Origin of the sequence: Methylobacterium sp. WL12, assembly GCF_008039475.1 — a bacterium.
In the GTDB taxonomy this organism is placed as follows: Bacteria; Pseudomonadota; Alphaproteobacteria; order Rhizobiales; family Beijerinckiaceae; genus Methylobacterium; species Methylobacterium cerastii.
Genome location: NZ_VRUW01000021.1, coordinates 15,364 through 29,007, shown reverse-complemented (window position 1 = coordinate 29,007; position 13,644 = coordinate 15,364). Strand labels below are relative to the sequence as shown.

Sequence of the window (13,644 nt, the reverse complement as noted above, 5' to 3'; positions counted from 1 at the left end):
CATGGGTCAGGACCCATGAGGTCCGGCGGATTGCCGCCGCCCCGCAGTCGCTGGGGCCAGACCTCGATGAGTCGGGCTCATCAAGGTCTGGTATAACGCGGACTCGGCCGTCCGACGCGCGCCGCGCGGTTGCCCCGTCCCGCCGTTGGCGTAGCCTCGGTGGCGCGACGGAGGGGACGGCGATGGCGATCACCAATGTGGAGTCTCTGGGCAGCCGCCGCGGGGCGATGGTGCTGCTCGAGGTGCTGCGCTCCGAGGGCGTGCGCTACATCTTCGGCAATCCCGGCACCACCGAGTTGCCGCTGATCGATGCGCTCACCGACACCCCCGACATCGCCTACGTGCTGGCGTTGCAGGAGGCGAGCGCGGTGGCGATGGCCGACGGCTACGCGCACGCCGCGCGCCGGCCCGCCTTCCTCAACCTCCACACCGCCGGCGGCCTCGGCCACGGCTTCGGCAACCTGATCAACGCCCACGTCTCCGGCACGCCGCTGGTGGTGACGGCCGGCCAGCAGGATTCGCGGCACGCGATCACCGACCCGCTGCTGTTCGGCGACCTCGTCAGCCTCGCCACCCCCGCCGTGAAGTGGGCGCGCGAAGTGACGAACGCCGACCAGCTGCCGACCCTGCTGCGGCGCGCCTTCCACGATTGCTCGGCCGCCCCCTCCGGCCCGGTTTTCCTGTCGCTGCCGATGGACGTGATGGAGGCGATGACCCAGGCGCCTGCCGGCGGCGTCTCGACCATCGACCGCTGCGCCGTGGCGGGCTCGCTGGACCGGCTGGCCGACCATCTCGCCGCGGTGGCGCCGGGGCGCCTCGCCCTCATCGCCGGGGACGAGATCGACGCCAGCGACGCGTCCAGCCAGGCCGTGGCGCTCGCCGACCTCCTCGGCGCGCCGGTCTACGGCTCGTCCTGGCCGGCCCACATCCCCTTCCCCACCGCCCACCCGCTCTGGGCCGGGAGCCTGCCGACCAAGGCGACCGAGATCGCGAAGATCCTCGGCGCCTACGACGCTGTGTTCGCCCTCGGCGGCAAGTCGCTGATCACCGTGCTCTATACCGAGGGCTCGGCGGTGCCGGCCGGAACGCAGGTGTTCCAACTCTCGGCGGACGTGCGCGACCTCGGGCGCACCTACGAGACCACGCTGTCGATGGTCGGCGACGTCCGTGCCTCCCTCGACGCGCTGCTGCCGCTGCTGAAGCCGCGCCTCGCTGGCCGCGCCGACGCCTACGCCGCCCTGCGGGTCGCGGCCGCCCGGAACTACGCCGTCCGGCGCGAAAGACTGATGGAAGCGGCCGACGCCGCCTTCGCCGACCCGGTGATCGCGCCGCTGGTGGCGGCCCGCGAGATCGCCCGCGCGGTGGGGGCCGACACCGCCATCGTCGACGAGGCGCCGGCGACGATGGCGCACCTGCGCACCTTCCTGCACAGCGAGCGGACGCACCAATACGCCTCGATGCGCGGCGGCGTGCTCGGCTGGGGCATGCCGGCCTCGGTCGGCACCTCGCTCGGCCTCGACCGCGCGCCGGTGGTCTGCGTCGTCGGCGACGGGGCGGCGATGTACTCGCCCCAGGCCCTGTGGACCGCCGCGCACGAGAATTTGCCGGTGACGTTCGTCGTCATCAACAATGCCGAGTACAACATCCTGAAGAACTACATGAAGTCGCAGACGCACTACGCCTCGGCACGCGCCAACCGCTTCATCGCCATGGACCTCACCGACCCGCGGATCGACTTCCCGGCGCTCGCCGCCTCGATGGGGGTGCCGGCGCGGCGCGTGACCCGGGCGGGCGACATCGCGGCGGCGATCGAGGCCGGGATCGCCTCGGGCGGGCCGAACCTCGTCGAGGTCGTGGTGCGGGCGACCTGAAGCGTCTCACGGGACCAGCAGGATCGCCCCCGTCGTCGCCCGCGCCTCCGCCGCGCGATGCGCCTCGGCGACGTCCGCCAAGGGGAACCGCGCCCCGATGCGCGAGACGATCGCCCCGGAGGCGATGGCGGCAAAAACTTCGGCGGCGTTGGCCCGCAGGGTCGTGGCGTCGGCGTTGTGCGGGAAGACCGAGGGGCGGGTGAGGAACAGGCAGCCCTTCTTGTTCAGGAGTTCCGGCTCGATCGCCGGCGCCGGGCCGGAGGCGGCGCCGTAGAGTACCACGAGGCCGAAGGGCGCGGCGAGGTCGAGGGAGTGCAGGAAGGTGTCGCGGCCGACCGAATCGTAGACGACCCGCGCCTTGCGCCCGCCGGTGGCAGCGAGCAAAGCCTCGGGCCAGCCCGCTTGCGAATAGTCGATCGCCACGTCGCAGCCGGCCTCGCGCGCCACCGCGCACTTCTCCGCCGAGCCGGCGGTGCCGACGACGACGGCGCCGAGCGCCTTCGCCCAGCGGCACAGGATTTGCCCGACGCCGCCGGCGGCTGCGTGGACCAGCACCATCTCGCCCGGCTGCACCGCGTGGGTGCGCCGGAGCAGGTACTGCGCGGTCATCCCCTTGAACAGCAGGGCGGCGGCGTCATCGTCCGAGACGGCGTCGGGGATGGCCACCAGCTTGTCGGCCGGCACGATCCGCCGGTCGGCGTAGGCGCCGAGGCCGGCGTTCATGGTCGCGACCCGGTCGCCGACCCGGAAGCCCGCGACGCCCTCGCCCAGCGCCTCGATCCGCCCGGCGGCCTCGTGGCCGAGCCCGGTCGGCAGCGGCAGCGGGTAGGCGCCCTTGCGCTGGTAGACGTCGATGAAGTTGAAGCCGATCGCGGTCTGGCGCAGCAGCACGCTGCCCGGCCCCGGCGGCGGCACCTGGACCGGCTCGAGCCGCATCGCCTCGGGGCCGCCGAAGTCGCGGAGGATGACGGCGTTCGCGTCGGTCATGGCGTTTCTCCGAACTTCGGCCGCGTTCATGGGCGCCGTCTTCGCGTAGACCTAGCCCCGCGCCCGGCCTCTGCCTAGAAGGCGCTCGATGCAACCGGAAAGGGAGAGTGCGATGGCCGTCGCCGACGTCGCCGCGGATTCGCTCGCCGCCCTCGACACCCCCTGCCTGCTCCTCGACGAGGCGCGCCTGACCGCCAACGTCGCGCGGATGCGCGAGCGGCTTTCCGGCCTCGGCGTCGCGTTCCGGCCTCACCTCAAGACCCCGAAGTCGCTCGCCGTCGCGCGGCGCGCGATGACCGGCCCGCACGGTCCGGCCATGGTCTCGACGCTCCGCGAGGCCGCCTACTTCGCCGAGGGCGGCGTCACCGACCTGACCTACGGCGTCGGCATCGCGCCGCAGAAGCTCGACCGGGTCGGCGGCATCCGCCGGCAATTCGGGGCCGACCTCGCGATCATCCTCGACAGCGTCGCGCAGGCCGAGGCCGTCGCGGCCTGGGTGGCGGCCAACCGCGATCCCTCCTGCGCCCCCTCCTGCGCCTCCCTGCCCTGCCTCATCGAGGTCGACGCCGACGGGCACCGCTCCGGCGTCGCCCCGGACGACGCCGGCACGCTCGTCGCCATCGGCCGCATCCTCGTCGACGGCGGCGCCGAGCTGCGCGGGGTGCTGCTGCATGCCGGCGACAGCTACGGCCTCGACGACCCCGAGCGAATCGCGGCGGCGGCCGAGGCCGAGCGCGCGGCGGCCGTCGCGGCGGCCGGGCACCTGCGCGCGGCCGGCCTCCCCTGCCCCGTGGTCAGCGTCGGCTCGACGCCGACCGCGCGGTTCGCCGGGGATCTCGACGGCGTCACCGAGGTGCGGGCCGGCGTGTTCATGTTCGGCGACCTGTTCCAGGCGGGCGTCGGCAGTTGCGGCGCCGACGACATCGCCCTGTCGGTGCTCGCCACCGTGATCGGCCACCAGGCGGCCAAGGGTTGGATCATCGTGGATGCCGGATGGATGGCCCTGTCGCGCGACCGCGGCACCGCGCGCCAGGTCGTGGACCAGGGCTACGGCATCGTCTGCGATCCCGCGGGGCGCCCCTACCCGGACCTGATCGTGCGCGACGCCAACCAGGAGCACGGCATCGTCTCCCTCCGCCCCGGGTCGAGGGCGGCGCTGCCGGAGCTTGCCTTGGGCGCGCGCCTGCGCATCCTGCCCAACCATGCCTGCGCCACGGCGGCGCAGCACGCCTGCTACCACGTGCTCGACGCGTCCGGGCGCGTCTCGGCCACGTGGCCCCGCATCGCCGGCTGGTGACCTTTTCCATGACGCATCCAATCGCCAAGACGCATCCGATCGAGCGCATCGCGACGAAGGCCGTACCGGAGCCCGCCGGCCATTACGTGCAAGCCACCGCGTGGCGCGACCTCGTCTTCGTCTCGGGCCAGCTCGGGCCTCGCCCCGACGGCAGCCACACCTTCGATCGCCCGTTCGAGGAGCAGGCGCGGCAGGCGCTCGCCAACGTGCTCGCCATCCTCGGCGAGGCCGGATGCGGGCCGGAGCGCGTGCTCAAGGTCACCGCCTACCTCGTCGGAGTCGAGAACTGGCCGGCCTTCGACCGGATCTATGCCGAGGCGTTCGGCGAGGCCCGCCCCGCCCGCGCGGTGGTGCCGGTGCCGGGCCTGCATCACGGCTACCTCGTCGAGATCGAGGCGATCGCCGCCCGGCCCGACCCGGCCTGATCACCGGTCCGCGCGGAGCCACCCCCTCAAAACCCATCGCCTCTCAGTACCGCTCGACCCAGGGGCGCAGCTCCAGCTCCTGGGTCCAGGCGCTGCGGTCCTGGCGCAGCACGTCGCGGTAGCTGCGGGCGATGGCCTCCGGGTCGAGGTGGCTGTCGGGCGCGTCCGGCGCCTCGGGCGCGCGGGCCGGATTCCGGATCGCGCCATCGATGACGAAGTGCGCGACGTGGATGCCCTGCGGCTGCAATTCGCGCGCGAGGCTCTGGGCCAGGCCGCGCAGGGCGAATTTGCCCATCGCGAAGGCCGAGGAGCCGGCGAATCCCTTCACGCTCGCCGAGGCCCCGGTGAGCAGGATGGCGCCGTGGCGGGCGGGCAGCATCCGCTTGGCGGCGGCCTGCGCCACCAGGAAGCCGCCGAAGGCCGAGACCGCGAGCGCCTGCGCGACGGCTTCCGGATCGAGCTCGGCGATGCCGCCGCGCACGCGTCCGCTGGCGTTGTAGACCACCACGTCCGGCGCTCCGCCGAGCGCCGGCTCGATCGCGGCGAACAGTGCCTCGACCTCGGCCGGCCGACTCGCGTCGCAGGCGTGGACCGACGCACCGGTCTCGCGGGCCAGCGCGTCGAGTTTTTCGACGTTGCGCGCCGCCAGGCCGACCCGCAGCCCGTCGGCGGCGAGTTGCCGGGCGAGCGCCGCGCTCAAGCCCGAGCCGGCTCCGACGATCAGGGCGCGATGATAGGTCGGCGTCATGGATGCGGCCTCCGGGCTGTGCGAGCCGGCAACGTCGGGCGCGCGCGGCGGTTCGCGCCACGCAATGGATCAGTCGCGCCGCGCGCGGAAGAAGTCGCGCAGCATCCGCGCCGCCTCGTCCTCGCGAAAGCCGCCATACACGTCCGGCGCGTGGTGGCAGGTCGGCTGGTTGAACACGCGCGCACCGTTCTCGACACCGCCGCCCTTGGGGTCGGCCGCCCCGTAATAGAGCCGCCGGATCCGCGCGAAGCCGATCGCGCCCGCGCACATCGGGCACGGCTCCAGGGTGACGTAGAGGTCGCAGCCCGACAGCCTTTCGTCGCCCAGCGCGGCGCAGGCGGCGCGGATGGCCAGGATCTCGGCATGCGCCGTCGGATCGCGCAGCGCGCGGGGCCGGTTGTGCGCCACCGCGAGCACCACGTCGTCGCGCACGACCACCGCGCCGACCGGCACCTCGCCGGCCTCCGCAGCACGGCGCGCCGCCGCGAAGGCGAGGTCGAACGGCGTCTCGCCCGGCCGGCCGGCGAGCGACGTCGTGTTCGCGGCGAGGCGCGTTTTCGCGGGAGGGATCGAGTCGGGCACGACGACGTTCCTAGCGGTCGCCGCCGCCGCCGGGAAGCGCGCCGCCGCCCCTACACAGGTCAATGTTAATCGGCGGAACATTAATCCGCCTTCCGCCGTTTCTCCCCTAGCGCGGCAAGGCCGCATTCAGGACGAGGAGCCGGCGATGAGCAGCACCACCGACAAGATCAAGGGCGCGGCCAACGAGGCGATCGGCAAGGCCAAGCAGGGCATCGGCAACGCGACCGACAACGCGAACCTGAAGGCCGACGGCGTTGCGCAGGAGGCCAAGGGCAAGGCCGAAGGCGTCAAGGGCGACGTGAAGTCTGCCGTCGGCAAGTAAGCGACAGAAGTAAGCGAGCCGCGGATGCAATTGTCCCGACCCGGACCCGGAGATCGGGTCCGTGTCGGGGCCCCATCAGCCCTGCATTGAAGAATTCGTTTTGAGGAGGTCTGCATGATCGGTTGGGCCATCACCTTTCTCGTGGTCGCGTTGGTCGCGGCGCTCCTCGGTTTCGGCGGCATCGCCGGGACGGCGATGGCGGCGGCCAAGATCGTGTTCTTTGTGGCCATCGCCCTGTTCCTGATCTCCGCCGTGTTCGGCGTGATGCGCGGGCGTGCGCCGAGGCTCTGACGGGCCGGATTTGTTCTGCGTCGTGAGAGGGGTGGTCTGACAAGGACCGCCCCTTTCGCGTTCGGGGGTGCGTTGCGCTGCGCCAAGCCTTAGGATCGCGGCCGCGCCACCGCGATCGTCCCCAATGGCCCCCTACCCATGAATCCCCACACCTGGGCGCTCTTCCTCGGCGCCGTCTTCCTGCTGTCCGGCACGCCCGGCCCGAACATGCTGCACGTGATGACGCGCAGCCTCCGCTTCGGGTTCGGTGCCAGCCTGTTCGCCATGGCCGGGTGCCTCTCGGCCGTGGTGCTGGTGCTCTGCGCCTCGGCGACGGGGCTCGGGGCGGTGCTGGCCGCCTCGCCGAACCTGTTCGCGTGGCTACGCTATGCCGGCGTCGCATACCTGATCCTCCTGGGGATCCAGGCCTGGCGCGGAGCCGGCGGCGCGGTCGAGGTCGGCGCGGACCCGGTGGCGCCGTCGGCCGCCCGCCTGTTCCGGGGCGGCTTCCTGATCGGCGTGAGCAACCCGAAGCTGCTGCTGTTCGCGGCGGCGTTCCTGCCGCAATTCATCGATCCCACCGTCGACCAGGGGCTGCAGCTCGCGATCCTGGTCGCGACCTTCGCCGCCGCGGAAGGCTTCTGGTACGCGACCTACGCGCTCGGCGGCCGGCACCTCGCGCGCCATCTCGCCCGGCCCGCCCTCCGGCGCCTGTTCGACCGCGCCACCGGCGCGATCTTCGTCGGCTTCGGGCTCGGCCTCCTCGCGGGCCGCCCCTGAGCGACAAGGCCATCGCTCGACAGCGCTGGCCCTGATTGTCTTCGGCCTCAATCGCCGGTGCCCGCCTCCGCGGGCTCAGGCTTTCGCTCCGCGGGGCGCTCTTCGCGCCCTGAAGCCGCCGAACGCGGCTTCAAGTGATCGCCGTGCCCTGGTGACGATCCGTCTCGCGTGGCGGAGCCGGCTCTGTTATGGGCTTGGCGATGAGCGACAATCCGACCACCCCCTCCGCGGACGAGCCCGTTCGCGGGACCGACACCACGCAGGCCCCCGAGACTCCGGCGAAGGCACGGCCCGCACGCCGCACGGCCGCCGCGCGGGACAAGGCCTCGCAGCAGGAACCCGCCTCGCACGAGCCTTCGAGCCAAGAGCCTTCGAGCCAAGAGGCTTCGAGCCCGGCGGCTTCGAGCCCGGCGGCTTCGTCACCGGAGCCTTGGAGCCCGGCCACCGACGCCAACGTCCGCTCCGCCGACGACGAGGCGCCGCGCGAGCGCGTGGCCCGCGCCCGGCCGAAGGACCGCCACGCCAACGAGCGTCCGGCCAAGGACGCGACGAAGGACGCGACGAAGGATACGGCCAAGGCGCCGACGAAGGCCGCCAAGGCCCCGAAGGAGCGCGGCGGCGACGCCCCATTGCGTCGCCGCCCGGCTGCGGCCGTGCCGGCGCCGGCCGATCCGGCCTCCCTCGACCCAGCCTCGGTCGACGCGGCCCCCGCCGACTTGGCTCCTGTCGATTCGGCTCCCATCGACCTGGCCCCCGCCGCCATGTCTCCCGTCGATTCGGCTCCCGTCGAAACCCATGCGGACGCGGACTTCGACGACGCTCCGGAGACGGTCGCCGTCGAGGCCGCTCCGAAGGCCGAGACCGCCGCGAAGGCAGAACCTGCCGCGCCCGAGACCTACGAGGGCGAGCGCATCGCCAAGGCGATCGCGCGGGCCGGCATCGCCTCGCGCCGCGACGTCGAGGCGATGATCGCCGAAGGCCGCATCACCCTGAACGGCCGCGTCCTCGACACGCCGGCGATCAACGTCACCGATGCCGACGCCATCACCGTCGACGGCGAGCCGCTGCCGACCCGCGAGCGCACCCGGTTGTGGATCTTCCACAAGCCGCGGGGCCTCGTCACCACGGCTCGCGACCCGGAAGGCCGCCAGACCGTGTTCGAGGTGATGCCCGAGGAGATGCCGCGCGTCGTCGCGATCGGCCGCCTCGACATCAACACCGAAGGCCTGCTGCTGCTCACCAACGACGGCGGCCTCGCCAAGGTGATCGCCCACCCCGACACCGGTTGGCTGCGCCGCTACCGCGTCCGCGCCTTCGGCGACATCACCCAGATGGAGCTCGACCAGCTCCGCAAGGGCGTGACCATCGACGGGATGGAATACGGGCCGGTCGAGGCGACCCTCGACCGCGCCACCGGCGACAACGTCTGGCTGACGCTCGGCCTGCGCGAAGGCAAGAACCGCGAGGTCAAGCGCATCCTCGAGCATCTCGGCCTCTCGGTGAACCGGTTGATCCGGCTGTCGTTCGGGCCGTTCCAGCTCGGCGACCTCGAGGTCGGGCTGACCGAGGAGATCAAGACCAAGGTGCTCAAGGAGCAGCTCGGCAAGGGCCTGTCCGCGCAGGCCGGCGTCGACTTCGAGAGCCCGGTGCGCGAGCCGATCGCACCCTTCGGCGCGCCGAAGAAGGAGGCGCAGGCCGAGCGGCCGCGCCGGGACGAGGCCCCCCGCGGCCGTGCGCCCTCCGGCGGCGCGCGTCCCATGCGTCCGGCGACGCCGGCCCGCGTGCCGACCGGCGGCATGGGCGCGGGCCCGCGCCGTTCGGTCTGGCGGGCCGACGAATCCGACAACCCGGAGGGCTTCCGGCCCTCCAAGGTGCCGCGCCGCGGCGCCGACCCGAAGGCCGAGCGGGCCGCCGCCGCGGAGAGCCGCGGGCGCGAGCGCGTCGGCGCGATCAACACCGGCGACCGGCGCGTGCTGGTCGAGCGCCTGTCGGCGAGCCCTGCGCCTGCCGAGGAGGCGGCGCCGCAGCGCCGCTACGCCCGCGACGAGAACGGCGCCAAGCCGCAGCGCCGCCGGGACGACCGCGACGCGGGCGCCCGCCCGGACCGGCCCTACACGCCGCGCTTCAACGAGGGCGCCGACCGCGGCCCCCCGCGCAGCGACCGCGGCACGGGGTTCCGCGGGCAGGATGCGAACGAGCGTCCGCGCGAGGCCCGCGGCTACCAGGGCGAGCGCCGCGACGGCGGCCGCACCGAGGGCGCCCGCCCGGAGGGACGCGGCTACCAGGGCAAGAAGCCGGCCGGCCAGCCGAGAAGCTTCGAGGGCAATTCCGGTGGGTTCGGCGGCAAGCCATCCGGCGGGTTCGGGGGCAAGCCCGGCGGTGAGCGCGAGACCGGCTACAAGGGCCGCGTCGAGGGCAGCTTCAAGCCGCGCAGCGAAGGCGGCTTCAAGGGCGGCCAGGGCCGGCCCGGCGGCGGGGCCGGTCGTCCGGCAGGCGGCAAGCCCGGCGGGTTCGGGGGCAAGCCCGGAGGGTTCGGCGGGAAGCCATCCGGCGGGTTCGGCGGCCGGCCCGGTGGCGGTCGTCCGCCCGGCCGCGGCGGGCGGTGAGGATCGTCGGCGGGGATTGGCGCGGCCGGCGCCTCGCCACCCCGCGCTCCGACGCGATCCGCCCGACCACGGACCGCCTGCGCGAGGCCCTGTTCAACGTGCTGGCCCACGCCTACGACGACGCGGTGCCGGGCGCCCGCATCCTCGACCTGTTCGCCGGCACCGGCGCCCTGAGCTTCGAGGCGTTGTCGCGCGGCGCGGCCTACGCGCTCCTGGTCGACGAGGGGGCTGAGGCGCGCGGCGTGATCCGTGAGAACATCGAGCAGTTCGGCGCCGAAGGGCGCACCCGGCTGTTTCGGCGCGACGCGACCAAGCTCGGCCCCTCCGGCACCACTGGGCGCTTCTCCCTGGTGTTCTGCGATCCGCCCTACGGCCGCGACCTCGCGCCGGCGGCGCTCACCGCGGCCGCCGAGGGCTGCTGGCTGACGCAGGACGCCCTGGTGGTGGTCGAGGAGGTCGCCAGCGCCGTCGTCGCCCTGCCCGCGGGGTTCTCCGAGCTCGAACGGCGGACTTACGGCGACACGGCGGTGACGCTGGCGCGCTTCACCGGCTGAGGTCCGCATACGGCGCGTTCGCACCCGGTGAGAAAGGCGCTTCCTTGACCCCTCCGTCCATCGCCCCCTTGCCCCTCGTCCTCCTGACCAACCCGATCCACGACGACGCGGTCGCGATGCTGGCGCCCCATGCCCGCGTCGTCGTCGCCCCCGACACCGCCGCGGCGACGCTGCGGGCGCTCGCCCCCGACACCGCCGGGATGATCGTGCGCGCGCAGCTGCCCGACGACATCCTCGACCACGCCCCGAACCTCCGCGGCATCGTCCGCCACGGGGTCGGGCTGGACTTCGTGCCGCTGGAGGCCGCCACCGCCCGCGGGATTCCCGTGGCGAACCTGCCCGGCAGCAACACCGGCGCGGTGGCCGAGTACGTCTTCTCCGCCCTGTTCGCCCTGCGGCGGCGGCTCGCCGACCTCGATGCCGGCCTGCGTCGTGACGGGTGGCTCGCGGCCAAGACCCGCGCCAACGACCTCGCCGAGGTCGGCGGCTCCACCCTCGGCATCCTCGGGATGGGCGAGATCGGCCGCCGCGTCGCCGGGATCGCCCGCCACGGCTTCGGCCTGCGTGTGCTCGGTTCGTCGCGGACCGCCTCGGACCATGGCGGCCTCGTCGAGCCGGTGGACGTCGCGACGCTGTTCTCGGAGAGCGACGCGGTGGTGATCGCCTGCCCCCTGACGGACGCGACGCGGGGGCTGGTCGACGCGGCGCTGATCGGGCGGATGCGCCCGGGCGCGGTGCTGATCAACGTCGCCCGCGGGCCGATCGTCGTCACCGACGCGGTGGCGGCGGCCCTGAACGCGGGCCGGCTCGGCGGCGCGGCGCTCGACGTGTTCGAGCAGCAGCCGCTGGCGCCCGACCACCCGCTCCACGCCTGCCCGAACCTGCTGCTGACGCCGCACGTGGCCGGCACCACCGCCACGAGCCTGCGCGCCATGGGCCTGGGCGCCGCCGAGGAGATGCTGCGCATCCTGGCGGGCGAGCGCCCGCGGAACCTCGTGAACCCGGCCGCGCTGGAGCGTTGAGGGCGATCGCCGGCGGCCTGGGTCCGAAGTGCGCTCGGGGGCCGTGACGGTGCGCGGGGCGACAGGATTCGCGCATGCCGGTACTGGCGGTTCGCTTTGCGCGCATCCCCTCGCCCCGCATGGATCTCGGGCTTGCCCGAGATCCGAACCTACCTGCCGAAATCGGGCAGGCCCGACTTCGGTGGGAGAGAGGGCTTTTCCGACCTCGTCGTCGGCGAAGCGAGGCGGCAGCCGAGGGTGAGGGGGCTGCCACGGAGGAACCACATCCGTTCGCACCCCCTCACCCTCGCTTCGGCGTTGCCTTCGCTTCCCGCACGGACGAAGAGGTCCGTGCGGGCCTCTCCCCGCCCGCGGGGAGAGGGGGAACCCGCGCGTCGTCCGACGCCATGGCGAAACGTGCGAATACGGTGGCCCGTTCGCGATAGGGCGCGCGCTTGTCCGGATCGAAGGAGCAGACGATGAGCAAGGGCCTGCGGAAGGGTCTCACCAGCTACGGCGATGCCGGGTTCTCGCTGTTCCTGCGCAAGGCCTTCATCAAGGCGGCGGGCTATTCCGACGACGCCCTCGACCGGTCGATCGTCGGCATCACCGACACGGCCAGCGACTTCAACCCGTGCCACGGCAACGTGCCGGCGCTGATCGAGGCGGCCAAGCGCGGGGTGATGCTGGCCGGCGCGATGCCGATGGTGTTCCCCACCATCTCGATTCACGAGAGCTTCGCGCACCCGACCTCGATGTTCCTGCGCAACCTGATGGCGATGGAGACCGAGGAGATGATCCGCGCCCAGCCGATGGACGCGGTGATCGTGATCGGCGGCTGCGACAAGACCCTGCCGGCCCAGATCATGGCGGCGGCGAGCGCCGACCTGCCGACGGTGGTGATCCCCACCGGGCCGATGGTCGTCGGCCACCACAAGGGCGAGGTGCTCGGCGCCTGCACCGATTGCCGCCGGCTCTGGAGCGCGCACCGCGCCGGCCAGCTCGACGCGGCCGAGATCGCCGCCGTCGAGGGCCGGCTCGCGCCGTCCGTCGGCACCTGCATGGTGATGGGCACGGCCAGCACCATGGCCTGCATCACCGAGACCTTGGGCCTGTCGCTGCCGATGTCGGCGACGATCCCCGCGCCCCATGCCGAGCGCATCCGCCTCGCCGAGGCCAGCGGCCGGCGCGCCGCCGAGATGGCGGTCTCGGGCGGTCCGCGCCCGAGCGCGCTGCTGACGCCGGAAGCGTTCCGCAACGCGCAGGTGGTGCTCCAGGCGATCGGCGGCTCGACCAACGGGCTGATCCACCTCACCGCCATCGCCAACCGCACGCCGCACCGAATCGACCTCGACGCCTTCGACCGGCTCGGCCGCGCGGTGCCGGTGCTCGTCGACCTGAAGCCGTCCGGCGAGCACTACATGGAGCATTTCCATCATGCCGGCGGCGTCCCGAAGCTGATGGCGCAGCTCGGCGACCTGATCGACCTCGACGCCGGGACGGTGGCCGGCGGGACGCTCCGCGACGTGGTCGCGGCGGACGAGGACGTGCCGGGCCAGGACGTGATCCGGCCGCGCGACAACCCGATCAAGCCGCTGGGCGCGATGGCGGTGCTGCGCGGAAACCTCGCGCCGCGCGGCGCCGTGATCAAGCACAGCGCCGCGAGCCCGGCGCTGCTCCAGCACGAGGGCCGGGCGGTGGTGTTCGCCTCGATCCCCGACATGACCGCACGGATCGACGACCCCGACCTCGACGTCGGCCCTGACGACGTGCTCGTGCTGCAGAACGCCGGCCCCAAGGGAGCGCCCGGCATGCCGGAGGCCGGCTACCTGCCGATCCCGAAGAAGATCCTGGCGACCGGGGTGAAGGACATGGTCCGCATCTCCGACGCGCGGATGAGCGGCACCGCCTTCGGCACGATCGTGCTGCACGTCACGCCGGAATCGGCCGACGGCGGCCCGCTCGGCCTCGTGCGCACCGGCGACCGCATCCGCCTCGACACGGCGGGCCGGCGGATCGACCTCCTGGTCGATCCGGCCGAGCTGGAGCGCCGCCGGTCGGAGGCCGGGCCGGCCGAGCGCCCGGCCTGGGCCGCCCGCGGATACAGCCGCCTGCTCTACGAGACGGTCGAGCAGGCCGACGAGGGCTGCGACTTCGGTTTTATGCGCGCGACGCCCGAGGCCGGCTGACCGCTCCCAACC

Annotated in this window: 13 protein-coding genes; 10 read left to right on the top strand and 3 right to left on the bottom strand. The window is 73.4% G+C overall.

The features are described from left to right. Positions 1-182 precede the first annotated feature (182 nt). On the top strand, positions 183-1,871 hold the full coding sequence (locus FV226_RS10665; protein WP_147762882.1) for a thiamine pyrophosphate-binding protein: 1,689 nt from the start codon (positions 183-185) through the stop codon (positions 1,869-1,871). Between the two features lie 6 nt (positions 1,872-1,877). Here FV226_RS10665 and FV226_RS10660 read toward each other — a convergent pair whose 3' ends face one another. Then, the gene (locus FV226_RS10660) at positions 1,878-2,858 is read right to left on the bottom strand and encodes a quinone oxidoreductase (protein WP_147762881.1); all 981 of its coding nucleotides are present in this window, start codon (positions 2,856-2,858) and stop codon (positions 1,878-1,880) included. 112 nt (positions 2,859-2,970) lie between these two features. Here FV226_RS10660 and FV226_RS10655 point away from each other — a divergent pair, with 112 nt between their 5' ends. Together FV226_RS10655 and FV226_RS10650 are read left to right on the top strand one after the other, a co-directional pair. Next, on the top strand, positions 2,971-4,155 hold the full coding sequence (locus FV226_RS10655; protein ID WP_147762880.1) for an alanine racemase: 1,185 nt from the start codon (positions 2,971-2,973) through the stop codon (positions 4,153-4,155). An 8-nt stretch (positions 4,156-4,163) separates the two neighbouring features. Then, positions 4,164-4,580, top strand: coding sequence for a RidA family protein (locus tag FV226_RS10650; protein WP_147762879.1), 417 nt, complete (start codon positions 4,164-4,166; stop codon positions 4,578-4,580). Positions 4,581-4,623: 43 nt separating this feature from the next. Here the strand turns inward: FV226_RS10650 and FV226_RS10645 are convergent, their stop codons facing one another. Together FV226_RS10645 and FV226_RS28570 are read right to left on the bottom strand one after the other, a co-directional pair. Next, positions 4,624-5,328 (bottom strand): SDR family NAD(P)-dependent oxidoreductase, encoded by a 705-nt coding sequence (locus tag FV226_RS10645; RefSeq protein WP_147762878.1) that lies wholly within the window; start codon positions 5,326-5,328, stop codon positions 4,624-4,626. A 69-nt stretch (positions 5,329-5,397) separates the two neighbouring features. Continuing rightward, a complete protein-coding gene (locus tag FV226_RS28570) occupies positions 5,398-5,910 on the bottom strand; it encodes a nucleoside deaminase (RefSeq protein ID WP_281406035.1) in 513 nt (170 codons plus the stop codon). 145 nt (positions 5,911-6,055) lie between these two features. On the opposite strand from FV226_RS28570, the gene FV226_RS10635 reads away from it, so the two are divergent. From FV226_RS10635 to FV226_RS10600, 7 genes are all read left to right on the top strand, one after another. Next, positions 6,056-6,232, top strand: coding sequence for a CsbD family protein (locus tag FV226_RS10635; protein ID WP_147762876.1), 177 nt, complete (start codon positions 6,056-6,058; stop codon positions 6,230-6,232). A 114-nt stretch (positions 6,233-6,346) separates the two neighbouring features. Beyond that, a complete protein-coding gene (locus FV226_RS10630; RefSeq protein ID WP_147754530.1) occupies positions 6,347-6,523 on the top strand; it encodes a DUF1328 domain-containing protein in 177 nt (58 codons plus the stop codon). Between the two features lie 138 nt (positions 6,524-6,661). Continuing rightward, the gene (locus FV226_RS10625; protein ID WP_147762875.1) at positions 6,662-7,282 is read left to right on the top strand and encodes a LysE family translocator; all 621 of its coding nucleotides are present in this window, start codon (positions 6,662-6,664) and stop codon (positions 7,280-7,282) included. A 200-nt stretch (positions 7,283-7,482) separates the two neighbouring features. Beyond that, a complete protein-coding gene (locus tag FV226_RS10620; RefSeq protein ID WP_246691546.1) occupies positions 7,483-9,888 on the top strand; it encodes a pseudouridine synthase in 2,406 nt (801 codons plus the stop codon). Beyond that, entirely contained in the window at positions 9,885-10,442 is a 558-nt protein-coding gene (gene rsmD / locus FV226_RS10615; RefSeq protein ID WP_246691545.1) for a 16S rRNA (guanine(966)-N(2))-methyltransferase RsmD, read from the top strand. The genes FV226_RS10620 and rsmD overlap by 4 nt, the downstream gene beginning before the upstream one ends. A gap of 44 nt (positions 10,443-10,486) precedes the next feature. Then, a complete protein-coding gene (locus FV226_RS10610) occupies positions 10,487-11,464 on the top strand; it encodes an NAD(P)-dependent oxidoreductase (RefSeq protein WP_246691544.1) in 978 nt (325 codons plus the stop codon). Positions 11,465-11,922: 458 nt separating this feature from the next. Continuing rightward, positions 11,923-13,632, top strand: coding sequence for an IlvD/Edd family dehydratase (locus FV226_RS10600; protein WP_147762873.1), 1,710 nt, complete (start codon positions 11,923-11,925; stop codon positions 13,630-13,632). Positions 13,633-13,644 lie beyond the last annotated feature (12 nt).